Here is a 22906-nt window from a genome sequence, read left to right as displayed (position 1 = left end):
TGGGAGGGTGGGGCCGTGGACCTCGACGCGTACGTCGCCGCGCACCACCCGGCCTGGCGCCGGCTGGAGCAGCTCAGCGCCCACGCCGCACGCTCCGGCGCGGAGGCCGACGAGCTGGTCGACCTCTACCAGGAGGTCGCCACCCACCTGTCCGTCATCCGTACGTCCGCCCCGGACGCCGCCGTCGTCGCCTACCTCAGCGCGCTGCTGGCCCGCGCTCGTACCCGGATGGTCGGCACGCGCACGACCGGGTGGAGGGCGGTGACCGGGTTCTTCGGCACGCGCTTCCCGGCGGCGCTCTACCGCACCCGGCGCTGGTGGCTGACCACGATGCTGGTGAGCTACGCGGTCACCGCGGTGATGGTGCTGTGGCTGCTGGCCAACCCGCAGGTCGAGCAGAGCCTGGTCGACCCCGACGACCTCCAGCGGCTCGTCGACCGGGACTTCGCGGCGTACTACTCCGAGTCGGCGGCGTCGCACTTCGCCGCCCAGGTGTGGACGAACAACGCGTGGGTGGCCGCCCTCTGCATCGCGCTCGGCGTGCTGGGGGTGCCGGTGCTGCTGGTGCTGTTCGGCAACGTCGCGAACCTCGCGGTCGTCGGGTCGATCATGATCGGGCACGACCGCGCCGACGTCTTCTTCGGGCTGATCCTCCCGCACGGGCTGCTGGAGCTGACCGCGGTCTTCGTGGCTGCCGGCACGGGACTGCGGCTGTTCTGGGCGTGGCTGCGGCCGGGCGAGCGGACCCGCGGCGAGTCGCTGGCCGCCGAGGGTCGCTCGGCCGGAGGTGTGGCACTCGGCCTGGTCGTGGTCCTGCTCGTCTCCGGTGTCATCGAGGCCTTCGTGACTCCCTCCCCGCTGCCGACCTGGGCGCGCATCGGGATCGGGGTGCTGGCCGAGGTCGCCTTCCTGGCGTACGTGTACGTCCTCGGCCGTCGCGCCGTCCTCCGCGGCGTGACCGGAGACCTCGACGCCGCGGCCGGCGTGCTCGAGGACCGGGCCGCCACCGCCGCCTGACGAGCACCGGGTCACAGCCGCCCGCGGGCCTTGAGCGCCAGGTAGTGGTCGGCGAGCGCCTGGGGGAGGTGGTCGGCGTCCGCGTCGAGCACGTCGACCCCGAGCGTGCGGAGGAGCCCGGCGGTGCGCTCGCGGGCGTGGAGGTCCTGTTCTGCCGCGGCGGCGAGGTAGCCGGCCGAGGCCGAGCCGCGATCGAGGGCGAGCCGGTCCAGGGCCGGGTCGCGGACCGAGGCGAGGACGACCCGGTGCCGCGCCGTCAGGCCGGGGAGCAGCGGCAGCAGGCCCTGCTCGACGGAGGTGGGCTCCAGCGTGGTCAGCAGCACGACCAGCGAGCGGTGCCGGCCCAGCCCCTGGACGGCGCCAACGAGTCGGCGCCACGCCGTCTCGGCCAGCGCGGGCTCGAGGTCGGCCAGCACGTCCTGCAGCCGCTCGGTCGTACGGGCGCCCGGCCGGCCGCGGAAGCGTGCGCGTACGAGCTGGTCGCCGGCCACGAGGTCGACCCGGTCGCCGGCCCGCTCGGCCAGCGCGCCGACCAGCAGTGCGGCGTCCATCGCCCCGTCCAGCCTCGGTACGCCGGCACCGGAGGCGACCCGGCCGGCCGACGTCCGTCCCGTGTCGAGGACGAGGACGACCCGCCGGTCGCGCTCCGGCTGCCAGGTCCGTACGACGGTGCCGGTGCTGCGCGCCGTGGCCCGCCAGTCGATGCTGCGCACGTCGTCACCGCGGACGTACTCCCGCAGGGAGTCGAACTCCGTCCCCTGGCCGCGCACCTGCACCGCGGTCCGCCCCTCGAGCTCACGCAACCGCGCCACTCGGGAGGGGAGGTGCCGGCGGGAGGCGAAGCGGGGCAGCACCCTGATCCGGCCGGGCACCTGTGTGGTCGCTTGACGTGCGGCGAGGCCGAAGGGGCCGAGCAGGCGCACGGTCACGCGGTCGGTGGCGCGGTCGCCCCGTCGGGTCGGGGTGAGCGTCGTGCGCAGCTCGGTCGAGCCGCCGGGCGCCAGGTCCAGGGTGTGCCGGTTCCCGCCCGCTCCCGCCGACGGCTGCCACGCGTCGCGCAGCACCCCGCGTACCCGTCGGTCCGTCGAGGAGACGCGGAGCGTGGTGCTCCCGGTCCCGCCCTCGCGGACCGGGTCGCTGGCCGTGCGGTCGATCGTGAGCGTGGTCGGGGCGGGCGCGAGCCGGCGGTCCAGCAGGGTGAGGACGGCGACGGCGAGCACCCAGGCCCAGACGGTGAGGGCCGCGGGGAGCAGCACCACGGCCACCACGCCGAGCGCCAGCAGCGCTCCGACCCGCCAGGTGATCGCCACCGGGCCGCCTCAGCGGGGAACCGGGACGGAGGCGATCGCGGTGGCCAGCACCTGGTCGACGTCGACCCCCTCGAGCTCGGCCTCGGGGCGGCGTGCGAGCCGGTGGGCGAGCGTCGCCTGCGCCAGCGCCTTGACGTCGTCGGGGGTGACGAAGTCGCGACCGCTCAGCCAGGCCCAGGCCCGTGAGGTGCGCAGCAGCGCCGTCGCCCCTCGGGGGCTGACGCCCAGTGCGAGGGAGACTGAGTCGCGCGTGGCGCGCGCGATGTCGACGACGTACGCCGCCACCTCGTCGGAGACCCGGACGCCCGCCACGGCGGCGGCGCCGGCGGCGAGGTGCTCGGGCCCGGCCACGCGTCGTACGCCCGCCTCGGCGATGCGCCGCGGGTCGAAGCCGTCCGCGTGCCGCCGCAGGATCGCGATCTCGTCCTCGCGCGGAGGCAGTGGCAGCCGCACCTTCAGCAGGAACCGGTCGAGCTGCGCCTCCGGCAGCGGGTAGGTGCCGTCGTACTCGACCGGGTTCTGGGTGGCCGCGACCAGGAACGGCGACGGGAGCGCTCGGCTGATCCCGTCGGCCGAGACCTGTCCCTCCTCCATCGCCTCCAGGAGGGCCGACTGGGTCTTCGGCGGGGTGCGGTTGATCTCGTCGGCGAGCAGCAGCTGGGTGAAGACCGGCCCCTCGCGGAAGCGGAGGTCGTTGCCGCCCGCTCCCGCCTCCAGGACCAGCGAGCCGGTGAGGTCGCCGGGCATCAGGTCGGGGGTGAACTGCACCCGCTTGGTGTCCAGGTCGAGGCTCGCCGCGAGCGTGCGGACGAGCAGGGTCTTGGCCACGCCCGGCACCCCCTCGAGGAGCACGTGGCCGCCGGTGAGCAGGGCGACCACCAGGGCGGAGACGGCCGCGTCCTGGCCGACGACGGCCTTGGCCACCTCGGTACGGACGGCGCCGAGCGCCTCGCGCGCCTCGTCGGGGCCGGGCTGTGTGCGGTCGGTCATCGGTCGTGCACCTCTTCCTCGAGTCGGAGCAGGTCGCGGCCCAGGGTGGCCAGGTCCGTGTCGGTCCGCACCGGTTGATCCTCGACCAGTGCGGCGACGGTGTCGCGCGGTCGGCCCAGCGTGTCGGCCACCGTCGCGGAGACCGCGTCCGGCCCCGCGCCGGCCGGGAGGGCGAGGCGGTGGGCCAGGCGCCGTCGGGTGGCGGCCCGCAGCACCCGCGCGGCGTGGTCGCGGTCTCGGGCGCGCCGGTAGAGCCGGCCCCGGCTCTCGGTCGTCTCCGCGGCGCGTACGACCACCGGGAGCGGCTCGCGCGCGAGCGGCCCCAGGCGACGGCCCTGCCACAGCAGCAGCGCGACCCCCGCGGCCCCGAGGAGGCAGAGCCCGGGCAGCAGCCAGTCGGGGAGCAGCGGCGCCAGCGCCCCGGCGTCGTCGGCCCGCTCGTCGGCCGGGTCGGCGACGTACCAGACCAGGCGCGGCTGCTGGCCCAGCAGCCGCAGCCCCAGCGCGGCGTTGTCGCCGTCGAGGACTCGGTCGTTGCGCAGCGGGCCCCCGGCCGGGAGCCAGTGCGTCCGGGCGCCAGGGGAGAGCAGCAGGCCCGCGAAGCACCGGCCCGGGCCACCGGCGAAGCCGACGTCGTGGTCGGCCTGGACGCGGAGGTCGGCGACCAGCCGGTCCGTGCAGTCGGCGTCCAGCGCGCCCGACCGCTCGACCGTGCGCCCGGCCGGGAAGCGCGTCGACACGGCCGTACCGTCGCCGACCACCACCACCGTGCCGGCGGTACGGGTGTGTCGCTCGAGGGTGCGCAAGGTGCTGGTCCCGAGGTCGCCCGCGTCGGTCACCACCACCGTGGTCCGGGCGTCCACCTCCGTGTCCAGCAACGCGTCCTGCCCGCGGACGACGTCGACGGCGACGCCGCGGTCGGCGAGGACCCGCGCGGTCGCCTCCGCCCCCGCGGGCCCCGGGTTGCGCGGGTCCAGCGGCCCGTCGTGCCCGCTGCCACCACCGAGCCAGACGGCCAGCGCGGAACCGACGACCACGACCAGCACGATCAGCACCGTCGACCGGCGGCCGCGGGCGGGCCGACCCTGAGCCCGCGTCAGGACCGGGGCGACCGGACCGGTCACCGCGGCACCGCCAGGACCGGGCCGGACGACCCGGGGTCCTCCGTGGCCGGGCGGGTGCGGTGGATCCCGTCGTCGACGGCCAGCACGAGCTCGGCGCGGCTGCGGTCGGCGTGGCGCTCGCCGTACCGCGTCTCGTCGAAGACGCGCGCAGCCTCCGCCAGCTCCGCGCCGCGCTCGGGGAAGCGCGGCGCCGCGACCGCGGCGACCTCGCGGGCGGTCGCGGCGGGGGTGTCGGTCACGATCCGCCGCTCGGCCAGCTCCGCCGCCGTCGCGCGGAGACCCTCGACCACCGCCGTGTCGAAGTCCTCGCGGTCCAGTGCGGCGCGGGCGAGCTGCCGGTGCTCCGCGGCGGGTCGTCGTACGTCGTCGAAGAGCGGTGTGTCCTCCGTCGGCGCGACGGGGTCGCGTCGCAGCCGGCCGACCAGGAGCGCGCCCCCGACGGCGAGCACCAGGACCAGCACGACGAGCACCGGGACCCCGAGCGCGCCGATCAGGTCCCCGCCGTCACGCCCGGACAGCAGGTCGCTCAGCCAGTCGCGCAGGCGCTCGAGCAGGCCGGGACGGTACTTCGGGTCGCGGAGCTCCTCGCCCAGCAGACGCCGGGCCTGCCCCGGGTCCGGGCGCACGACGGAGGGCGCCGCCGCGAGGGCGGTGCTCACCGCCGGCCCGACCCGTCCCGGTCCGACCCCTCGGCCCAGGCGACGAGCTCGATGTCGAAGCCTTCCTTGCGGAACCGCTGGTCGAGGTACTGCAGCACCGCCACGGTGCCGGTGAACGGGCCGACGACGGCGCCCGCCAGCACGCTGCCCAGCTGTCCGGAGACCAGCAGCACGGTGGTGCCGAGCGAGCCCGGGGCGGCGACCGCGCCGATCGCGCCGACGACGCTCAGCGGGACCGTGAGCAGGTTGCCGACGAAGCCGGCGACGATGCCCGTCAGCAGCCAGATGCCGAGCAGCCGCCAGAAGCTGCCGCGCGAGAGCCGGCCCGCCCGGGCCATCGCGGCGAGCACGCCGCGCCGCTCGGCGACCAGCGCGGGGGCGGCCAGCTGGAACCACCGCACGTGGACCGTCAGGAGCCCGAGCAGCGCCACCAGCCCGAGCAGCAGACCGAGGACCACGCCGAGCACCGGCTCGTCCAGACCGACGATCACGCCGACCGCGACCAGCGCCACGACCGTGACCGCCACGACCGCGATCAGGGCCTCGAGCAGCGTGAGGCCCAGCAGGGCGAGCAGCCGTCCGCGCGCGAGCCGCCACGACTCGCCGATCGTGAGCCGGCGCCCGAGCGCGGCGCGGGTCACCACCGGCACGATCAGGCCCGCCACCACGATCCCCGCGAGCCCGGACAGCAGGCTGCTGACCACGCTGCTGAGCGCGCTGGCGACGTCGCCGAACGGGTCGCTCGCGTACGGGTCGGCGAGCGAGGAGGTGCCGAACGCGCCGGTCGCGCCCAGCACCAGCGTCACGACGAACGGCAGCGCCAGGAAGGCGGTGCCGACCAGCGCCCCCATCCCGATGGTCGCCTTCGGGTTGCGCCGCACCGTGCGGAACGCGGCGTCGAAAATGTCCGAGAGCGTCAGCGGCCGCAACGGCACCGTGCCCGGCTGGTGCAGCGGTCGGGCGCCGGGACCGTACATCCCTGCAGGGCCTGCGGAGGAGGCGACCGCCCACGCCGGGGGAGTGGGGTCCTGGCCCTGGCCCCAGGCGGGACCGGGTGCCGGGACCGGCCCGGCGCCCGGGACGGAGTCGCCGGGCGGCGGTGGCTCCTGGCTCATCACGGTCCTCCGGACGGCGTCGTCGAGTGCTCGTACCATCCTCGCACCCGGGTGATCCCGGGCTCGGGGAGTTGCCCGCCCGGCTCGATTTGGCGCACCGCGGGGATCTCTGTCAGACTGTTGCGGTTGCTTCGACCGGGATGGCCGGGGCGCGCACGTTGACTCCTGAACAGGTTCTCCCTTCGTTCGTCTGAGTCGCGCCGTGCGCGCCGCACCTGGAGATCCCGTTCAGCCGCACCCCCGCTCCGACCCCCGGGTCGTACGCAGGACGTGTCGGGTCACGCACGTGCGGACCTCACGACACGCCCGAGCGCGGGGGTCGGACGAAGAAGACCGAGACCGACGCGGTACGCACACGCTCGAGACAGACCGCACCACCGAGAAGACAAGGACGAACGGGACCTATGGCGGGACAGAAGATCCGCATCAGGCTCAAGGCCTACGACCACGAGGTGATCGACTCCTCGGCGCGGAAGATCGTGGACACCGTGACCCGGACCGGGGCGAACGTCGCCGGGCCGGTGCCGCTGCCGACGGAGAAGAACGTGTACTGCGTCATCCGCTCGCCGCACAAGTACAAGGACAGCCGCGAGCACTTCGAGATGCGCACGCACAAGCGGCTGATCGACATCATCGACCCCACGCCGAAGACCGTCGACTCGCTGATGCGTCTCGACCTGCCGGCCGGTGTCGACATCGAGATCAAGCTCTGAAGACGCAGGGAGCAGAGACGATGAGCATCCTGGAACGCAACCTGAAGGGCCTGCTGGGCACCAAGCTCGGCATGACCCAGGTCTGGGACGAGAACGCCCAGATCGTCCCCGTGACCGTGGTCGCGGCCGGCACCAACGTGGTGACCCAGGTCCGCACCCCCGAGACCGACGGCTACAACGCCGTGCAGGTCGGCTTCGGCGAGATCGACGGCACGAAGATCAACAAGCCCGAGTCCGGTCACTTCGCGAAGGCCGGGGTCACCCCGCGCCGCCACGTCGTGGAGATCCGCACCGCCGACGCGTCGTCGTACACCGTCGGTCAGGAGCTGGCCGCCGACCTGTTCGAGGTCGGTGAGGAGATCGACGTCACCGGCACCAGCAAGGGCAAGGGCTTCGCCGGAACGATGAAGCGTCACGGCTTCTCCGGCGTCGGCGCCTCCCACGGTGCCCACCGCAACCACCGCAAGCCCGGCTCGATCGGCGCCTGCGCCACCCCGGGCCGCGTCTTCAAGGGCATGCGGATGGCCGGCCGGATGGGTGCCGACACCGTCACCACCCAGAACGTCGCGGTGCACGCCGTCGACGTCGAGAAGGGCCTGATCCTGCTCAAGGGCGCCGTTCCCGGCCCCAAGGGCGGTCTCGTGGTCCTCCGCTCCGCCGCGAAGAGCCAGAAGACCCTGGAGGTGTCCGCCTGATGGCCGCCAAGACCGTGAAGGTCGACCTGCCCGCCGACATCTTCGGCACCGAGGCCAGCGTCGCCCTCCTGCACCAGGTCGTGGTGGCCCAGCAGGCCGCCGCGCGCCAGGGCACGCACGCCACCAAGACCCGCGGCGACGTCCGCGGCGGTGGTCGCAAGCCGTACAAGCAGAAGGGCACCGGCCGCGCCCGTCAGGGCTCGACCCGCGCTCCGCAGTTCGCCGGCGGGGGCACCGTCCACGGCCCGCAGCCGCGCGGGTACGACCAGCGGACGCCCAAGAAGATGAAGGCCGCCGCGCTGCGTGGTGCCCTCTCCGACCGGGCCCGCGCCGACCGGATCCACGTGGTCGAGGGTCTGGTCGAGGGCACGAAGCCCTCGACGAAGGCCGCCCTGGCCGGCCTGGCCGGTCTCTCCGATCGCCGGCGCAAGCTCGTCGTGCTCGAGCGCGAGGACGCCGTCACCTGGCTGTCGCTGCGCAACGCGCCCGACGTGCACATCCTGGCCGTCGACCAGCTCAACACCTACGACGTGCTGCTCGCCGACGACGTGGTCTTCACCAAGGGCGCCTACGACGCCTTCGTCTCGGGCGCCACGCCGTCCGCGGTGAAGACCGCCGAGATCGTCGAGCCGCCGGCCGCCGACGCGGTGACCGAGGCCGAGACCGAGGAGGGCTCCGAGGCATGAGCACCCTGCACAAGGACCACCGCGACGTGCTGATCGCACCCGTCGTGTCCGAGAAGAGCTACGGCCTGATGGACCAGAACAAGTACACGTTCCTGGTCCACCCGAGCGCCAACAAGACCGAGATCAAGATCGCGGTCGAGAAGGTGTTCGACGTGAAGGTCACCTCGGTGAACACCGTCAACCGCCCGGGCAAGGCGCGTCGCACCCGTTATGGCATCGGCCGTCGTCCCGCCACCAAGCGGGCGATCGTCAGCCTCGCCGTCGGGGACCGCATCGACGTCTTCGGGGGCCCGGTCGGCTGACCGGGGGACGAGGACTTAAGGACTAGCTATGGCAATCCGGAACTACAAGCCGACCACGCCGGGCCGACGCGGCTCGTCGGTGGCCGACTTCGTCGAGATCACCCGCACCACGCCGGAGAAGTCCCTGGTCAAGCCGCTGCCCAAGAAGGGCGGTCGCAACAACCAGGGTCGGATCACCACCCGGCACCAGGGCGGCGGGCACAAGCGGGCGTACCGCGTCGTCGACTTCCGTCGCTACGACAAGGACGGCGTGCCGGCGACGGTCGCGCACATCGAGTACGACCCCAACCGGACCGCGCGGATCGCGCTGCTGCACTTCGCGGACGGCGAGAAGCGCTACATCCTCGCCCCCCGCGGCATCGTGCAGGGCCAGGCCATCGAGGCCGGGCCGAACGCCGACATCAAGACCGGCAACAACTTGCCGCTGCGCAACATCCCGGTCGGTACGACGCTGCACTGCATCGAGCTCCGTCCCGGTGGCGGCGCCAAGATGGCGCGCTCGGCGGGCAACTCCGCACAGCTCGTCGCGAAGGAGGGCTCGCGCGCGCAGCTGCGGCTGCCCTCCGGCGAGATGCGGTACGTCGACGTGCGCTGCCGCGCGACGGTGGGCGAGGTCGGCAACGCCGAGCAGTCCAACATCAGCTGGGGCAAGGCCGGCCGGATGCGGTGGAAGGGCAAGCGCCCGACCGTCCGCGGTGTCGTCATGAACCCCGTCGACCACCCGCACGGCGGTGGTGAGGGCAAGACCTCCGGTGGTCGCCACCCGGTCTCGCCCTGGGGCAAGCCCGAGGGCCGCACGCGCAAGCGCAAGTCCTCCGACGCCCTCATCGTCCGTCGCCGTCGTACCGGCAAGAAGCGTTAGGAAGCCACGAGATGCCGCGCAGCCTGAAGAAGGGCCCGTTCGTCGACGACCACCTGATGAAGAAGGTGGACACGCAGAACGACTCCGGGACCCACAACGTGATCAAGACGTGGTCGCGTCGCTCGATGATCGTGCCGGCCATGATCGGCCACACGCTCGCCGTGCACGACGGTCGCAAGCACGTCCCGGTCTTCGTCACCGACTCGATGGTCGGTCACAAGCTGGGGGAGTTCGCCCCGACCCGCACCTACCGCGGGCACGTCAAGGACGACCGGAAGAGCCGCCGCCGCTGAGCGCGGCCGGACTCCACCACACGTAGGTTCAGAGGAGAGCACACGAGATGAGCGTTACCGAGCGTCAGCGCACCAGCGCGCGCCGCGAGTCGCTGCTCGGCGACGAGCCGGGGGCCTTCGCGTCCGCACGGTTCGCCCGGATCACGCCGATGAAGGCCCGCCGGGTCGTCGACCTGGTCCGCGGCCTGGCCGTCGACGACGCGCTGGCCATGCTGCGGTTCGCGCCGCAGGCCGCCAGCGACACCGTCTACAAGGTCCTCGAGTCCGCGGTGGCGAACGCCGAGACGACCGAGGACCTCGACCGCGCCGACCTGGTGGTCAGCGCCGCCCGGGTCGACGAGGGGCCCACCCTGAAGCGGTGGCGTCCTCGTGCCCAGGGCCGGGCCACCCGGATCAACAAGCGCACGAGCCACATCACGATCGTCGTCCAGCCGGCCGACCTGGTGAAGGCCCGCGCGGCGTCCACGAAGTCCACGAAGGGGAGCAACGCCTGATGGGCCAGAAGATCAACCCGAACGGCTTCCGCCTGGGTGTCTCCATCGACCACCGCAGCCGGTGGTACGCCGACAAGCTCTACAAGTCGTACGTCGGCGAGGACGTCGCGATCCGTCGGCTGCTGACCAAGAAGGTCGGCGACACCGAGCTCACCCGCGCCGGGATCGCGAAGGTGGAGATCGAGCGCACCCGTGACCGGGTGCGGGTCGACATCCACACCGCCCGGCCCGGCATCGTCATCGGTCGCCGCGGCGCGACCGCGGACCTCGTCCGCGCGGAGCTGGAGAAGCTCACCGGCAAGCAGGTGCAGCTCAACATCCTCGAGGTGAAGCAGCCCGAGATCGACGCGCAGCTGGTCGCCCAGGGCGTGGCCGAGCAGCTCGCCGGCCGCGTGCAGTTCCGGCGTGCGATGAAGAAGGCGATCCAGACCTCGATGCGCTCGGGTGCCAAGGGTGTCCGGATCCAGTGCTCGGGCCGTCTGAACGGTGCCGAGATGTCGCGCTCGGAGTTCTACCGCGAGGGTCGGGTGCCGCTGCACACGCTGCGCGCCGACATCGACTACGGCTTCTTCGAGGCCAAGACCACCTTCGGCCGGATCGGCGTGAAGGTCTGGATCTACAAGGGCGAGGTCGCCGGCACCCGCGCCGAGCGTGAGGCGGCCCAGGCCGCGCGCGCCGGTGCTCCCGGCCGCAACCGCGGTGCTCGTGGCGAGCGTCCGGGTCGTGGCAACCGGCCGACCCGCGCCGACCGTCAGGGCGGCGAGGCCACCGAGAACGCACCGGCCGAGGCGACCGGTGCGGCTCCCGCCGAGTCCGCCGCCCCGGCGGCGGCTCCGACCGGACAGGAGGGCTGACCTCATGCTGATGCCCCGCAGGGTCAAGCACCGCAAGCAGCACCACCCCAAGCGCACCGGCGCCGCCAAGGGCGGCACGTCGCTGGCGTTCGGTGACTACGGCATCCAGGCGATCGAGAGCCACTACGTCACCAACCGGCAGATCGAGTCGGCGCGTATCGCGATGACCCGTCACATCAAGCGAGGCGGGAAGGTGTGGATCAACATCTACCCCGACCGTCCGCTGACCAAGAAGCCCGCCGAGACCCGGATGGGTTCCGGGAAGGGCTCGCCCGAGTGGTGGGTCGCCAACGTCAAGGCCGGCCGCGTGATGTTCGAGCTGTCCGGAGTCCCGGAGGACGTTGCTCGCGAGGCGATGCGACGCGCGATCCACAAGCTCCCCATGAAGTGCAAGTTCGTGACCCGGGAGGGTGGTGCCTGATGGCGACGCAGAGTCTGGCGGCCGAGCTCGACGACCTCAACGACGTCGACCTCGAGACCCGCCTCAAGGACGCCAAGGAGGAGCTGTTCAACCTCCGCTTCCAGGCGGCCACCGGCCAGCTGGAGAGCCACGGGCGGCTGCGCACCGTGAAGCGGGACATCGCCCGCATCTACACCGTGGTCCGCGAGCGCGAGCTCGGGATCCGCACCGCGCCCGGTGCCCAGGAGGAGAAGGCATGAGCGAGAACACGTCTGTGCGTACGAACCGCAAGGTCCGTGAGGGCCTCGTCGTCAGCGACAAGATGGACAAGACCGTCGTGGTCTCGGTCGAGGACCGCGTCAAGCACGGGCTCTACGGCAAGGTGCTGCGTCGGACCTCGAAGCTGAAGGTGCACGACGAGGAGAACACCGCCGGTGTCGGTGACCGCGTCCAGATCATGGAGACCCGGCCGCTGAGCGCCACCAAGCGCTGGCGCCTGGTCCAGGTCGTCGAGAAGGCCAAGTAACCCCCGTACCCATCACGTTCCCCCAGGCTCGCACCGCCACGAAGGCGGCGTCTCGAGAACCAGGGCGACAAGGAGAACTAAGCAATGATCCAGCAGGAGTCGCGACTCAAGGTCGCCGACAACACCGGTGCCAAGGAGATCCTGTGCATCCGCGTGCTCGGTGGCTCCGGTCGCCGGTACGCCGGCATCGGTGACGTCGTCGTGGCCACGGTCAAGGACGCGATCCCCGGCGGCAACGTCAAGAAGGGCGACGTCGTCAAGGCCGTGGTCGTGCGCACCGTGAAGGAGCGCCGCCGCGCCGACGGCTCGTACATCCGCTTCGACGAGAACGCTGCCGTCATCCTCAAGGCCGACGGCGAGCCGCGCGGTACCCGCATCTTCGGTCCCGTGGGTCGCGAGCTGCGCGAGCGTCGGTTCATGCGCATCATCAGCCTGGCCCCGGAGGTGCTCTGAAGTCATGAGCAAGTCGCTGAACATCAAGAAGGGCGACACCGTCAAGGTGATCGCCGGCAAGGACAAGGGCGTCGAGGGCAAGGTCATCGCGGTCCACCGCGAGAACGACCGGGTCGTCGTCGAGGGCGTCAACCGGATCAAGAAGCACACGAAGTCGATCGACCAGGGCGGTCGGGGCGGCAAGTCCGGCGGCATCGTGACGACCGAGGCGCCGATCCACGTGTCCAACGTGATGCTGACCTCGGGCGACGGCGTGACCCGTGTGGGCTTCCGCCGCGACGAGGTGACCAAGCGCCGGGCCGACGGCTCGGAGAGGAAGGCGCAGCGCTCCGTCCGGGTCGCGCGCAAGACGGGTGATGAGATCTGATGACTGACACCGCCACCGAGAAGACCACCAGCGGCCCCCGGCTGCGTGCGACGTACCGCGAGGAGGTGCTCCCCGCCCTGCGCGAGGAGTTCTCCATCGCGAACGTGATGCAGGTCCCCGGCCTGACCAAGATCGTGGTCAACATGGGTGTGGGCGAGGCCGCCCGCGACTCCAAGCTGATCGAGGGTGCCGTGGCCGACCTGACCGCGATCACCGGTCAGAAGCCGCAGGTCACCAAGGCGCGCAAGTCCATCGCGCAGTTCAAGCTGCGCGAGGGCATGCCGATCGGGTGCCACGTCACGCTGCGCGGCGACCGGATGTGGGAGTTCCTGGACCGGCTGCTGTCCCTGGCGCTGCCCCGGATCCGCGACTTCCGCGGCCTCTCGGACCGCCAGTTCGACGGCCGGGGGAACTACACCTTCGGGCTGACCGAGCAGGTGATGTTCCACGAGATCGACCAGGACCGCATCGACCGGCCTCGCGGCATGGACATCACGGTCGTCACGACGGCGACCGACGACGACCAGGGACGTGCGCTGCTTCGGCGGCTGGGCTTCCCGTTCAAGGAGAACTGACATGGCCAAGACCGGTCTGAGGGCCAAGGCGGCCCGCAAGCCCAAGTTCAAGGTCCGCGCCTACACCCGCTGCCAGCGCTGCGGCCGGCCCAAGGCCGTCTACCGCAAGTTCGGCCTGTGCCGCGTGTGCCTGCGCGAGATGGCGCACCGCGGCGAGCTGCCCGGCGTCACCAAGAGCTCCTGGTGATCGCTCGGGGTCGCGTCCGCGGCCCCGGTGACCACCACATCCCACGAACGCTGCAGGTCCCGCCCGACGTGGCGGGAAACCACAACGAGAGAGAACGAACCAGACCATGACGATGACTGACCCGATCGCAGACATGCTCACCCGTCTGCGCAACGCCAACCAGGCGTTCCACGACGACGTGACCATGCCGTACAGCAAGCTGAAGGAGGGCGTTGCCGAGATCCTGAAGCAGGAGGGCTACATCACCTCCTGGAAGGTCGAGGACAACGTCGACGGCGAGGGCAACCCCTCCGTCGGCAAGGCCCTGACCGTGACGCTGAAGTACGGCCGCAACCGTGAGCGCTCGATCGCCGGTGTCCGGCGGATCAGCAAGCCCGGGCTGCGCGTGTACGCCAAGCACACCGGTCTCCCGAAGGTGCTCGGCGGCCTCGGCGTCGCGATCATCTCGACCAGCCAGGGCCTGCTGACGGACCGTCAGGCCAACTCCAAGGGCGTCGGCGGGGAAGTCCTCGCCTACGTCTGGTGACCAGGGATAGCGAGGAGAACGAGTAATGTCGCGCATCGGCAAGCTGCCCGTCGCCGTCCCGTCCGGGGTCGACGTGAGCATCGAGCAGGCCACCGTGAAGGTGAAGGGCCCCAAGGGGGAGCTCTCGCACACGGTCGCCGCCCCCATCACCGTCGTCCGTGACGACGACGGTGCGGTCAAGGTGGAGCGGCCCGACGACGAGCGGGAGTCCCGCTCGCTGCACGGGCTGACCCGCACCCTGATCAACAACATGGTCCTGGGCGTCACCGAGGGCTTCGAGAAGAAGCTCGAGATCGTGGGCGTGGGCTACCGCGTCCTTTCCAAGGGCCCGACCCAGCTGGAGTTCCAGCTCGGCTACTCCCACTCGATCACCTTCGACGCGCCGCAGGGCATCACCTTCACCGTCGAGAACCCCACCCACCTCGGGGTCCAGGGAATCGACAAGCAGCTGGTCGGTGAGGTCGCGGCCAACATCCGCAAGCTGCGCAAGCCCGAGCCGTACAAGGGCAAGGGTGTCCGTTACGTGGGCGAGCACGTCCGTCGCAAGGTCGGAAAGGCTGGTAAGTGACCATGGCGATCGCACTCAAGACCGGCAAGCACACCAGCGCCCGTGTCGCGTCGCGACAGCGGCGTCAGGTGCGCGGCCGCAAGAAGGTCTCGGGCACCGCGGAGCGTCCGCGCCTGGTGGTCACGAGGTCCTCCAAGCACATCACCGTCCAGGTCGTCGACGACCTGGTCGGCAAGACGGTGGCGTACGCCTCGACGATGGAGGCCGACCTGCGCGGCTCGTCCGACGACAAGACCGCGAAGGCCAAGCGCGTGGGCGAGCTCGTCGCCGAGCGCGCCAAGGCCGAGGGTGTCGAGTCGGTCGTGTTCGACCGGGCCGGCAACCGCTACCACGGCCGCGTCGCCGCTCTGGCCGACGCCGCTCGTGAGGGTGGGCTGACGTTCTGATGCGTACCCACCACCAGTTCAGCTACGACGACAAGGGAGCAATCCGATGAGCGGACCGCAGCGCGGACGCGCCGGGGGCGACCGCCGCGGCGGGCGTGACGGCCGTGGCCAGCAGGGCGACAAGAACCAGTACCTCGAGCGCGTGGTGGCGATCAACCGCGTCGCGAAGGTGGTCAAGGGCGGACGACGCTTCAGCTTCACCGCCCTGGTCATCGTCGGCGACGGCGACGGCACCGTCGGGGTCGGCTACGGCAAGGCCAAGGAGGTGCCGGCGGCGATCGCCAAGGGCGTCGAGGAGGCCAAGAAGAACTTCTTCCGGGTCCCCCGCATCCAGGGCACGATCCCGCACCCGGTGCAGGGTGAGAAGGCCGCCGGAGTCGTGCTCCTGCGCCCCGCGTCTCCCGGTACCGGTGTGATCGCCGGCGGTCCGGTGCGCGCGGTGCTCGAGTGCGCCGGCGTCCACGACATCCTCAGCAAGTCGCTGGGCTCGTCGAACCAGATCAACATCGTGCACGCGACCGTCGAGGCGCTGCGCTCGCTGGAGGAGCCCGAGGCCGTGGCCGCTCGCCGTGGTCTCCCGGTCGAGGACGTCGCCCCGGCCGCCCTGCTCAAGGCCCGCAACGAGGTGCCCGAGGGTGTCTCCGAGGAGGTCACCGTCTGATGGCCACCCTGCAGGTCACTCAGCTCAAGTCCACCATCGGCTGCAAGGCCAACCAGCGCGACACGCTTCGTACGCTGGGGCTCAAGCGGATCGGTGACGTGGTCGTCAAGGAGGATCGCCCCGAGGTTCGTGGGATGGTCCACACCGTCCGTCACCTGGTGGCGGTCACCGAGATCAAGGAGGGGTGAGCGCGATGCCGATCAAGCTCCACCACCTGCGTCCGGCCCCCGGCTCCCGTACCGCCCGCACCCGGGTGGGTCGTGGTGAGGCCTCGAAGGGCAAGACCGCCGGGCGCGGCACCAAGGGCACGAAGGCTCGCTACCAGGTGCCCGCGTCCTTCGAGGGTGGGCAGATGCCCATCCACATGCGGCTCCCGAAGCTCAAGGGCTTCTCGAACCCGTTCAAGGTCGAGTTCCAGGTCGTGAACCTGGACCGGATCGGCCAGCTGTTCCCCGAGGGCGGCGCCGTCGGGGTCGACGAGCTCGTCGCCCGGGGTGCGGTCCGCAAGGGTCAGCCGGTGAAGGTCCTCGGCACCGGTGACCTCGGTGTCGCCGTCCAGGTCACCGCGCACAAGTTCTCGGCCTCGGCCAAGGACAAGATCGCGGCCGCCGGTGGTTCCGCCACCGAGCTGTGAGGACCAGCACCACCACCTGACCTCGACAGGGCAGGACCTCCTACGTCGGCTCCGACGGTGAGGTCCTGCCCTGTTAGGCTTCCGGAGGCCCTGGTGGTCCGGGTCACGCCCGGCTCGTCGGCCTCGCCGGCCCCGTCGTCCGACGGGGTCGTTCGGTAGAAAGTAGAGGAACCCGTGCTCGGCGCCTTCGCGAACGCCTTCCGGACCCCGGACCTGCGCAAGAAGCTCCTGTTCGTGCTCGGGATCGTCATCCTCTTCCGGCTGGGCTCCCAGGTTCCCGCCCCCGGGGTCGACGTCGGCAACGTCCAGCAGTGCTTCACCCAGGCCACCGAGTCCGGCGGCATCTACAGCCTGATCAACACCTTCTCCGGTGGCGCGCTGCTGCAGCTGACGATCTTCGCGCTCGGGATCATGCCGTACATCACCGCGAGCATCATCCTGCAGCTCCTCGTGGTGGTCATCCCGCGCCTGGAGGCCCTCAAGAAGGAGGGTCAGGCGGGGCAGACGAAGATCACGCAGTACACCCGCTACCTCACGCTCGCGCTCGCGGTCCTGCAGGGCACCGGCATCGTGGCCCTCGCACGCTCGAACCAGCTGCTCCAGGGCTGCCAGCTGGACCTGCTCTACGACGACGACGTGATCACGGCGCTGATCATGGTCATCACGCTGACCGCCGGCACCGCGATCATCATGTGGCTCGGGGAGCTGATCACCGAGCGCGGCATCGGCAACGGCATGTCGATCCTCATCTTCACCCAGGTCGTCGCGACCTTCCCCGCGACCCTGTGGCAGCTCCGCCAGACCAAGGGCTGGTGGATCTTCGTCGCCACGATCGTCGTCGGGTTCGCGATCATCGCGGCGGTGATCTTCATCGAGCAGGCGCAGCGCCGGATCCCGGTGCAGTACGCCCGCCGCATGGTGGGGCGCAAGATGTTCGGCGGCTCGTCGACGTACATCCCGCTGAAGGTCAACCAGGCCGGGATCATCCCCGTCATCTTCGCCTCGAGCCTGCTCTACCTGCCGGCGCTCATCGTCCAGTTCAACCAGGGCAGCGACAACCCGCCGGCCTGGGTCCAGTGGGTCGCGGTCCACTTCGTCAGGGGCGACCACCCGCTCTACATGGCGGTGTTCTTCCTGCTGATCCTCTTCTTCACCTACTTCTACGTCTCGATCACCTTCAACCCGGAGGAAGTCGCGGACAACATGAAGAAGTACGGAGGCTTCATCCCCGGGATCCGGGCGGGCAAGCCGACGGAGCAGTACCTCAACTACGTCCTGTCCCGCATCACGCTGCCCGGCGCGCTCTACCTCGGGATCATCGCGCTGATCCCGCTGGTCGCACTCTCCTTGGTGAACGCCAACCAGAACTTCCCCTTCGGAGGCACGTCCTTGCTGATCATGGTCGGGGTCGCCCTCGACACGGTGAAGCAGGTGGAGAGCCAGCTCCAGCAGCGCAACTACGAAGGGTTCCTCCGCTGATGCGTCTGATCCTCATGGGCCCCCCCGGTGCCGGCAAGGGCACGCAGGCCGGCACGCTCGCGTCGTCGTACGACATCCCCGCCATCTCGACCGGCGACATCTTCCGTGCCAACGTCTCCGAGGGCACCGACCTCGGCAAGGAGGCGCAGCGCTACATGGACGCCGGGGAGTACGTCCCCGACGAGGTCACCAACAAGATGGTCCGCAACCGGATCGACGAGGACGACGCCACGAAGGGCTTCCTCCTCGACGGCTACCCGCGCACCCTCGCCCAGGTCGAGGAGCTCGACGGCATGATCGGGCACACCGGCCACTCGCTCGACGCCGTGGTGGTGCTCGCCGTCGACCCCGAGGAGCTCGTGCAGCGGCTGGTCCAGCGCGCCGAGACCGACGGCCGCTCCGATGACACCGAGGACGTCATCCGGCGCCGCCAGGAGGTCTACGCCGAGCAGACCGAGCCGCTGATCGACGTCTACCGCGAGCGTGGTCTGCTGCACGAGGTCGACGGCATGGGCGAGGTCGCCGAGGTGACCGAGCGGGTGCTCGCCGCCCTGCGCGACGTCACCGCGAGCTAGGCCCGTGGGTCTCTTCGACTGGTCCCGGCCGGGCGTCGAGGTCAAGACTCCCGACCAGGTCCGGGCGATGCGTCGCGCCGGTCTGCTGACCGGGCAGACCCTCGAGACCCTTCGCGACGCCGTCCGTCCGGGGATCAGCACCGGCGAGCTGGACGCGATCGCCGAGGACCGGATCCGCTCGGGCGGCGGTGTGCCGAGCTTCCTCGGGTACAGCGTCCCGCCGTACCCCGGCAGCATCTGCGCCTCGGTCAACGACGTCGTCGTCCACGGGGTGCCCGGGGACCTGGTCCTCGCCGAGGGCGACGTCATCTCGATCGACTGCGGCGCCATCGTCGACGGCTGGCACGGCGACTCCGCGATCACGGTCGCGGTCGGCGAGGTCGCCGACGAGGTCGAGACCCTCAGCGACGTCACCCGCGAGGCGATGTGGGTCGGCATCGCCGCCGCCCGTCCCGGCGGCAGGGTCGTCGACATCTCCGGCGCGGTGGAGGACCACGTCCGCGCGCGTGGCGACTACGGCATCATCGAGGACTTCACCGGCCACGGCATCGGCACGGCCATGCACCAGCCGCCGGACGTCCCCAACGTGCGCCGGTCCCTGCGAGGCCCCCGCCTCGAGCCGGGCCTCGCGCTCGCCGTCGAGCCGATGGTCACCCTCGGCGGCATCGCCTGGACCGAGGACGACGACCAGTGGACGATCCGTACCGCCGACGGCAGCGTCTCCGCGCACTGGGAGCACACCTTCACCCTGACCGAGCACGGCGCCTGGGTGCTGACAGCCCTCGACGGGGGCGAGAGCGAGCTGGCTCGGCTCGGCGTGCCCTTCGGACCGCTCGGCGACTGACTCCGCGGCGGCCGGGCGTACCGCTCGTCCAGGGGTCAGCCTGAGACGGCAGCGAGGATCTCGGGGTCGGCGCAGGCGCGTCCGAACGCCCCGATGCGGGCGCGGATCTCACGGCCGAGCAGCCACTGCCCGATCGGCTCCGCGACCGGCGCCAGCCAGGCCGGCCGGATCGTGTAGGTGTACTTCCACACGGCGAGAGTGCCCTCGACACCGTTCCGTGCCGCCGGGGTGAACCGCCACCCCCCGCCGAAGCCGGCGAAGAACCACGGTCCATGCTCCATCGTCATCCCCACCGAGGACGGCGGTCGGAAGGAGACGTACCGGCTGATCATCGTCGGGCCGACGCGTGCCTTCGTCAGCGTGCGTACGTCCTTGCCGGGGTGCTCGGCGTCGATCAGGTGCTGGTGCCGGATGAAGGGGTCCCACCTCAGGCGCAGCTCGCCGGTCGTCTGGCTGACGGCGAACGCCGTCTCGGTGGCCACGGCCACCCACTGCTCGGCGACGACCTGGGGCACGTGCTCATCCTCGCACCGAGCCGAGCCGAGCCGAGCCGAGCCGAGCCGAGCCGAGCCGGGCCGGGCCGGGCCGCAGTGCCGTGGGCTGTGTGGGGCGCGGGGCACGCGCACGAGGTGGTCGCTCCTCTCCAGGCCGTGCGCGAGAGCGCGCTGCAGGACCTGCAGGGACCCGGCGTCGCGCAGCTGCGGGACGCCTCGGCGCGGTGACGCCGAGGCGGCCCAGGAATCGCGAGACCGCCGGAGTGGTTGCGCCGAGGTGACACCCCGACTCTCCGTCCTCGACCTCGTCCCCGTCCGCAGCGACCAGTCCAGCGCCGACGCCGTCGCGGCCTCGGTCTCGCTCGCCCGGGTCGCCGACGACCTCGGCTACCACCGGTACTGGGTCGCCGAGCACCACAACATGCCCGCAGTCGCCGCGACGAACCCGCCCGTGATGATCGCGCTCCTCGCGGCACGCACCAGCCGGATCCGGGTGGGGTCGGGCGGCGTGATGCTGCCCAACCACGCGCCGCTGGTGGTGGCCGAGCAGTTCGCGCTCCTCGAGGCGGCGTTCCCGGGACGGATCGACCTCGGCATCGGCCGTGCGCCGGGCAGCGACCCGGTGACCAGCTTCGCGCTCCGCCACGGTGCCGGCGGGGTCGACGACCAGGCGGTCGCCCGCTTCCCCGAGTACGTCGAGAACGTACGCGCCATGCTCGAGCCCGGCGGCGTGGGGCTCACGGTCCAGGGACGCACCCACCCGCTGCGGGCCACCCCCGAGGCGGGTTCCACCCCTCCGGTGTGGCTGCTCGGGTCCTCGGACTACTCCGCGCAGCTCGCGGCGCAGCTCGGCCTGCCGTACGTCTTCGCCCACCACTTCTCCGGGCAGGGCACCGAGCAGGCGCTGGCGCTCTACCGTGACGGCTTCCGCGCCTCCGACGCCGCGTCGGTGCCGACGACGTTCCTCACCGCCAACGTCGTCGTGGCCGAGACCGAGGAGGAGGCCGAGCGGCTCGCGCTGCCGCAGCTGCAGCAGATGGTCTCGCTGCGGACCGGTGGCCCGCTCTCGCCCCAGCGGCTCGTGGAGGACGCCGAGACGGTCGGCATCTCCGCCGAGCACGAGGGGCTGGTGCGCGCGATGCGCGAGCGGTGGTACGTCGGCACGCCCGACCGGGTCGCCGCCGAGCTCGGCGGGCTGGCCGAGCGGTTCGGCGTGGACGAGGTCATGGTCAACCCGGTGGCCTCGGCCGTGCGGGGTACCGACCTCGCGTCGGCACCCGCCCGCGAGGAGACGCTGCGGCTGCTCGCCAAGGCGTCCTGAGGACCACGCGCGCCCCGGCCGATTAGGGTTCTCGGTCCGCGGGTGCCTACACTGGCGTGTCGGCCCAACGTGGGCTGCGTCCTGTGCTGCCTCACGGCTGCCGTCGTACTTCCCCCGGAAGTGTCCGCGGATGCGGATTCCGGTGGCGTGCGCGGCGGAGGTGCCCAGGTCGTCCCGACGAGGTCCACCCGCAGCAGCGGGAGGTTCCCGGGCCGGCGCACGAACGGTAGACGACGTCGACGAAGAAGATTGTGGAGGACATGCCGAAGAAGGAAGGCGTGATCGAGATGGAGGGCTCCGTCGTGGAGGCCCTTCCCAATGCCATGTTCCGCGTGGAGCTCTCCAACGGACACAAGGTGCTCGCCCACATCAGCGGCAAGATGCGCCAGCACTACATCCGGATCCTCCCCGAGGACCGCGTGGTGGTGGAGCTCTCCCCGTACGACCTGACCCGCGGCCGCATCGTCTACCGCTACAAGTAGCAGCCACCGAGAGAAAGGCTCCGACCATGAAGGTCCAGCCGAGCGTCAAGAAGATCTGTGACAAGTGCAAGACGATCCGTCGTCACGGTCGCGTCATGGTCATCTGCGACAACCCCCGCCACAAGCAGCGGCAAGGCTGAAGCACACGCGACGAAGGAGCGTGGGCGTCTCAGCCGCAGGTTGAGCAAGCCTACGGCTGAGCTTGCGAAGCCGGAAGGGCGCGTCGAAACCCGGTGAGCCGGGCGACAACCCCAGCCACACAGCACCACCACAACTGAATACATCCACCACGTATCGCTTAGTGGTCTCGACAAGCGCGACTTCCGGGTACAGCCCGACCTCCGGGTCGATCGCCGAGACCGCGAACCACTTCCGGAACGGATGGCCGGGACCTGCTCCGACCGAGCGGGACGCGACACGACCAGACCACCGTGAACCACCAAGAAAGGCCACTCATGGCACGCCTCGTCGGTGTTGATCTCCCGCGCGACAAGCGGATCGAGATCGCACTCACCTACATCTACGGCATCGGCCGTACCCGCTCCCAGCAGGTGCTGGCCGCCACGGGGATCGACCCCAACACGCGCGTCCACACCCTGGGCGAGGACGAGCTGGTCAAGCTCCGCGACGAGATCGAAGCGAACTTCCAGATCGAGGGCGACCTGCGGCGCGAGGTCCAGGCGGACATCCGGCGCAAGGTCGAGATCGGCACCTACCAGGGTCGCCGTCACCGCATGGGTCTCCCGGTCCGCGGTCAGCGCACCAAGACCAACGCGCGCACCCGCAAGGGTCCCAAGCGCACCGTCGCCGGCAAGAAGAAGGCCAAGTGACCCTGCGGCCTCGGCCGCGTCACTGACCTCTCACCCAGACCAGACTCACTCGTACTCGTAGGAGAACCAGATGCCTCCCAAGGCTCGTGCGGGCGCCAAGAAGGTGCGCCGCAAGGAGAAGAAGAACGTCGTCCAGGGCGAAGCCCACATCAAGAGCACGTTCAACAACACCATCGTCACCCTGACCGACCCCTCGGGCGCGGTCATCTCGTGGGCCTCCGCCGGCACCGTCGGCTTCAAGGGCTCGCGCAAGTCCACCCCGTTCGCCGCGCAGATGGCCGCCGAGGCCGCCGGGCGCCGGGCGATGGACCACGGCATGAAGAAGATCGACGTCTTCGTCAAGGGCCCGGGCTCCGGTCGCGAGACCGCGATCCGCTCCCTGGGTGCGATCGGCCTCGAGGTCGGCACCATCCAGGACGTCACGCCCACCCCGCACAACGGTTGCCGCCCGCCCAAGCGCCGGCGCGTCTGAGACCCGAGACGA

35 protein-coding genes and 1 pseudogene are annotated in these 22906 nt (G+C 71.3%); 30 read left to right on the top strand and 6 right to left on the bottom strand.

Annotated features, from left to right (window positions below):
• The first annotated feature begins 15 nt into the window (after positions 1–15).
• Complete coding sequence (locus IEX42_RS08110; protein ID WP_188779324.1) at positions 16–1017, top strand: stage II sporulation protein M; 1002 nt, start codon at positions 16–18, stop codon at positions 1015–1017.
• A gap of 11 nt (positions 1018–1028) precedes the next feature.
• Here the strand turns inward: IEX42_RS08110 and IEX42_RS08105 are convergent, their stop codons facing one another.
• From IEX42_RS08105 to IEX42_RS08085, 5 genes are read right to left on the bottom strand one after another with little or no spacing between them, the layout of a single operon-like run.
• A complete protein-coding gene (locus IEX42_RS08105; RefSeq protein WP_188779323.1) occupies positions 1029–2327 on the bottom strand; it encodes a DUF58 domain-containing protein in 1299 nt (432 codons plus the stop codon).
• A 9-nt stretch (positions 2328–2336) separates the two neighbouring features.
• On the bottom strand, positions 2337–3317 hold the full coding sequence (locus tag IEX42_RS08100; RefSeq protein ID WP_188779322.1) for an AAA family ATPase: 981 nt from the start codon (positions 3315–3317) through the stop codon (positions 2337–2339).
• A complete protein-coding gene (locus tag IEX42_RS08095) occupies positions 3314–4441 on the bottom strand; it encodes a DUF4350 domain-containing protein (RefSeq protein ID WP_188779321.1) in 1128 nt (375 codons plus the stop codon). The genes IEX42_RS08100 and IEX42_RS08095 overlap by 4 nt, the downstream gene beginning before the upstream one ends.
• Positions 4438–5100 (bottom strand): DUF4129 domain-containing protein, encoded by a 663-nt coding sequence (locus IEX42_RS08090; protein ID WP_188779320.1) that lies wholly within the window; start codon positions 5098–5100, stop codon positions 4438–4440. Before IEX42_RS08090 ends, IEX42_RS08095 begins: the two co-directional genes overlap by 4 nt.
• A complete protein-coding gene (locus IEX42_RS08085; RefSeq protein WP_188779319.1) occupies positions 5097–6215 on the bottom strand; it encodes a DUF7847 domain-containing protein in 1119 nt (372 codons plus the stop codon). The genes IEX42_RS08090 and IEX42_RS08085 overlap by 4 nt, the downstream gene beginning before the upstream one ends.
• Before the next feature lie 404 nt (positions 6216–6619).
• On the opposite strand from IEX42_RS08085, the gene rpsJ reads away from it, so the two are divergent.
• The 24 genes and pseudogenes from rpsJ to map all read left to right on the top strand — a co-directional run bounded on the left by rpsJ (position 6620) and on the right by map (position 19295).
• Positions 6620–6928 carry a 30S ribosomal protein S10 gene (gene rpsJ / locus IEX42_RS08080; protein ID WP_188779318.1) on the top strand — a complete coding sequence of 103 codons (309 nt, stop codon included), beginning with the start codon at positions 6620–6622 and terminating at the stop codon, positions 6926–6928.
• A 20-nt stretch (positions 6929–6948) separates the two neighbouring features.
• Complete coding sequence (gene rplC, locus IEX42_RS08075; protein ID WP_188779317.1) at positions 6949–7623, top strand: 50S ribosomal protein L3; 675 nt, start codon at positions 6949–6951, stop codon at positions 7621–7623.
• A pseudogene (gene rplD, locus IEX42_RS08070) lies at positions 7623–8267 on the top strand (50S ribosomal protein L4); the annotation flags it as partial. The gene rplC and the pseudogene rplD, both read left to right, overlap by 1 nt.
• Positions 8268–8305: 38 nt before the next feature.
• Complete coding sequence (gene rplW, locus IEX42_RS08065) at positions 8306–8611, top strand: 50S ribosomal protein L23 (protein WP_188779315.1); 306 nt, start codon at positions 8306–8308, stop codon at positions 8609–8611.
• A 28-nt stretch (positions 8612–8639) separates the two neighbouring features.
• Entirely contained in the window at positions 8640–9473 is an 834-nt protein-coding gene (rplB, locus tag IEX42_RS08060; RefSeq protein WP_188779314.1) for a 50S ribosomal protein L2, read from the top strand.
• 11 nt (positions 9474–9484) lie between these two features.
• Positions 9485–9766: a 30S ribosomal protein S19 gene (gene rpsS / locus IEX42_RS08055; RefSeq protein WP_188779313.1), complete on the top strand. Its 282-nt coding sequence runs from the start codon at positions 9485–9487 to the stop codon at positions 9764–9766.
• Between the two features lie 47 nt (positions 9767–9813).
• Positions 9814–10260, top strand: a complete 447-nt coding sequence (rplV, locus tag IEX42_RS08050) for a 50S ribosomal protein L22 (RefSeq protein ID WP_188779312.1) — start codon at positions 9814–9816, stop codon at positions 10258–10260.
• A complete protein-coding gene (gene rpsC, locus IEX42_RS08045; protein WP_188779311.1) occupies positions 10260–11114 on the top strand; it encodes a 30S ribosomal protein S3 in 855 nt (284 codons plus the stop codon). Before rplV ends, rpsC begins: the two co-directional genes overlap by 1 nt.
• 4 nt (positions 11115–11118) lie before the next feature.
• Positions 11119–11535, top strand: coding sequence for a 50S ribosomal protein L16 (gene rplP / locus IEX42_RS08040; protein WP_188779310.1), 417 nt, complete (start codon positions 11119–11121; stop codon positions 11533–11535).
• Entirely contained in the window at positions 11535–11774 is a 240-nt protein-coding gene (rpmC, locus tag IEX42_RS08035; protein WP_188779309.1) for a 50S ribosomal protein L29, read from the top strand. Before rplP ends, rpmC begins: the two co-directional genes overlap by 1 nt.
• A complete protein-coding gene (gene rpsQ, locus IEX42_RS08030) occupies positions 11771–12040 on the top strand; it encodes a 30S ribosomal protein S17 (RefSeq protein ID WP_188779308.1) in 270 nt (89 codons plus the stop codon). Before rpmC ends, rpsQ begins: the two co-directional genes overlap by 4 nt.
• 84 nt (positions 12041–12124) lie before the next feature.
• On the top strand, positions 12125–12493 hold the full coding sequence (gene rplN / locus IEX42_RS08025; protein WP_188779307.1) for a 50S ribosomal protein L14: 369 nt from the start codon (positions 12125–12127) through the stop codon (positions 12491–12493).
• 4 nt (positions 12494–12497) lie between these two features.
• Positions 12498–12860 carry a 50S ribosomal protein L24 gene (rplX, locus tag IEX42_RS08020; protein WP_229660708.1) on the top strand — a complete coding sequence of 121 codons (363 nt, stop codon included), beginning with the start codon at positions 12498–12500 and terminating at the stop codon, positions 12858–12860.
• Entirely contained in the window at positions 12860–13435 is a 576-nt protein-coding gene (gene rplE / locus IEX42_RS08015) for a 50S ribosomal protein L5 (protein WP_188779306.1), read from the top strand. Before rplX ends, rplE begins: the two co-directional genes overlap by 1 nt.
• Before the next feature lies 1 nt (position 13436).
• A complete protein-coding gene (locus IEX42_RS08010) occupies positions 13437–13622 on the top strand; it encodes a type Z 30S ribosomal protein S14 (protein ID WP_188779305.1) in 186 nt (61 codons plus the stop codon).
• Between the two features lie 106 nt (positions 13623–13728).
• Positions 13729–14148: a 30S ribosomal protein S8 gene (rpsH, locus tag IEX42_RS08005; protein WP_188779304.1), complete on the top strand. Its 420-nt coding sequence runs from the start codon at positions 13729–13731 to the stop codon at positions 14146–14148.
• A gap of 25 nt (positions 14149–14173) precedes the next feature.
• A complete protein-coding gene (gene rplF / locus IEX42_RS08000; RefSeq protein WP_188779303.1) occupies positions 14174–14716 on the top strand; it encodes a 50S ribosomal protein L6 in 543 nt (180 codons plus the stop codon).
• A gap of 2 nt (positions 14717–14718) precedes the next feature.
• Positions 14719–15102: a 50S ribosomal protein L18 gene (gene rplR, locus IEX42_RS07995; RefSeq protein ID WP_188779302.1), complete on the top strand. Its 384-nt coding sequence runs from the start codon at positions 14719–14721 to the stop codon at positions 15100–15102.
• Positions 15103–15148: 46 nt separating this feature from the next.
• Complete coding sequence (gene rpsE / locus IEX42_RS07990) at positions 15149–15763, top strand: 30S ribosomal protein S5 (protein ID WP_188779301.1); 615 nt, start codon at positions 15149–15151, stop codon at positions 15761–15763.
• Positions 15763–15951 carry a 50S ribosomal protein L30 gene (gene rpmD / locus IEX42_RS07985; protein ID WP_188779300.1) on the top strand — a complete coding sequence of 63 codons (189 nt, stop codon included), beginning with the start codon at positions 15763–15765 and terminating at the stop codon, positions 15949–15951. The genes rpsE and rpmD overlap by 1 nt, the downstream gene beginning before the upstream one ends.
• A 5-nt stretch (positions 15952–15956) precedes the next feature.
• Positions 15957–16397 (top strand): 50S ribosomal protein L15, encoded by a 441-nt coding sequence (gene rplO / locus IEX42_RS07980; RefSeq protein ID WP_188779299.1) that lies wholly within the window; start codon positions 15957–15959, stop codon positions 16395–16397.
• A gap of 174 nt (positions 16398–16571) precedes the next feature.
• Positions 16572–17876, top strand: coding sequence for a preprotein translocase subunit SecY (secY, locus tag IEX42_RS07975; RefSeq protein ID WP_188779298.1), 1305 nt, complete (start codon positions 16572–16574; stop codon positions 17874–17876).
• Entirely contained in the window at positions 17876–18451 is a 576-nt protein-coding gene (locus IEX42_RS07970; protein ID WP_188779297.1) for an adenylate kinase, read from the top strand. Before secY ends, IEX42_RS07970 begins: the two co-directional genes overlap by 1 nt.
• 4 nt (positions 18452–18455) lie before the next feature.
• On the top strand, positions 18456–19295 hold the full coding sequence (map, locus tag IEX42_RS07965) for a type I methionyl aminopeptidase (RefSeq protein WP_188779296.1): 840 nt from the start codon (positions 18456–18458) through the stop codon (positions 19293–19295).
• 35 nt (positions 19296–19330) lie between these two features.
• Here the strand turns inward: map and IEX42_RS07960 are convergent, their stop codons facing one another.
• On the bottom strand, positions 19331–19810 hold the full coding sequence (locus IEX42_RS07960; RefSeq protein WP_188779295.1) for an SRPBCC family protein: 480 nt from the start codon (positions 19808–19810) through the stop codon (positions 19331–19333).
• A 256-nt stretch (positions 19811–20066) separates the two neighbouring features.
• Between IEX42_RS07960 and IEX42_RS07955 the strand changes: the two genes are divergently transcribed.
• The 5 genes from IEX42_RS07955 to rpsK all read left to right on the top strand — a co-directional run bounded on the left by IEX42_RS07955 (position 20067) and on the right by rpsK (position 22894).
• Positions 20067–21110: an LLM class flavin-dependent oxidoreductase gene (locus IEX42_RS07955; RefSeq protein WP_229660707.1), complete on the top strand. Its 1044-nt coding sequence runs from the start codon at positions 20067–20069 to the stop codon at positions 21108–21110.
• Positions 21111–21370: 260 nt separating this feature from the next.
• Complete coding sequence (gene infA, locus IEX42_RS07950; RefSeq protein WP_056536352.1) at positions 21371–21592, top strand: translation initiation factor IF-1; 222 nt, start codon at positions 21371–21373, stop codon at positions 21590–21592.
• A gap of 26 nt (positions 21593–21618) precedes the next feature.
• The gene (gene rpmJ / locus IEX42_RS07945; protein WP_188779293.1) at positions 21619–21732 is read left to right on the top strand and encodes a 50S ribosomal protein L36; all 114 of its coding nucleotides are present in this window, start codon (positions 21619–21621) and stop codon (positions 21730–21732) included.
• A gap of 315 nt (positions 21733–22047) precedes the next feature.
• Positions 22048–22422, top strand: a complete 375-nt coding sequence (rpsM, locus tag IEX42_RS07940; protein ID WP_188779292.1) for a 30S ribosomal protein S13 — start codon at positions 22048–22050, stop codon at positions 22420–22422.
• A gap of 70 nt (positions 22423–22492) precedes the next feature.
• The gene (gene rpsK, locus IEX42_RS07935; RefSeq protein ID WP_188779291.1) at positions 22493–22894 is read left to right on the top strand and encodes a 30S ribosomal protein S11; all 402 of its coding nucleotides are present in this window, start codon (positions 22493–22495) and stop codon (positions 22892–22894) included.
• Positions 22895–22906 lie beyond the last annotated feature (12 nt).

It is taken from the genome of Marmoricola endophyticus (genome assembly GCF_014644415.1).
Classification (GTDB): domain Bacteria; phylum Actinomycetota; class Actinomycetes; order Propionibacteriales; family Nocardioidaceae; genus Marmoricola; species Marmoricola endophyticus.
This window is presented reverse-complemented; position numbering and strand designations above follow the sequence as displayed.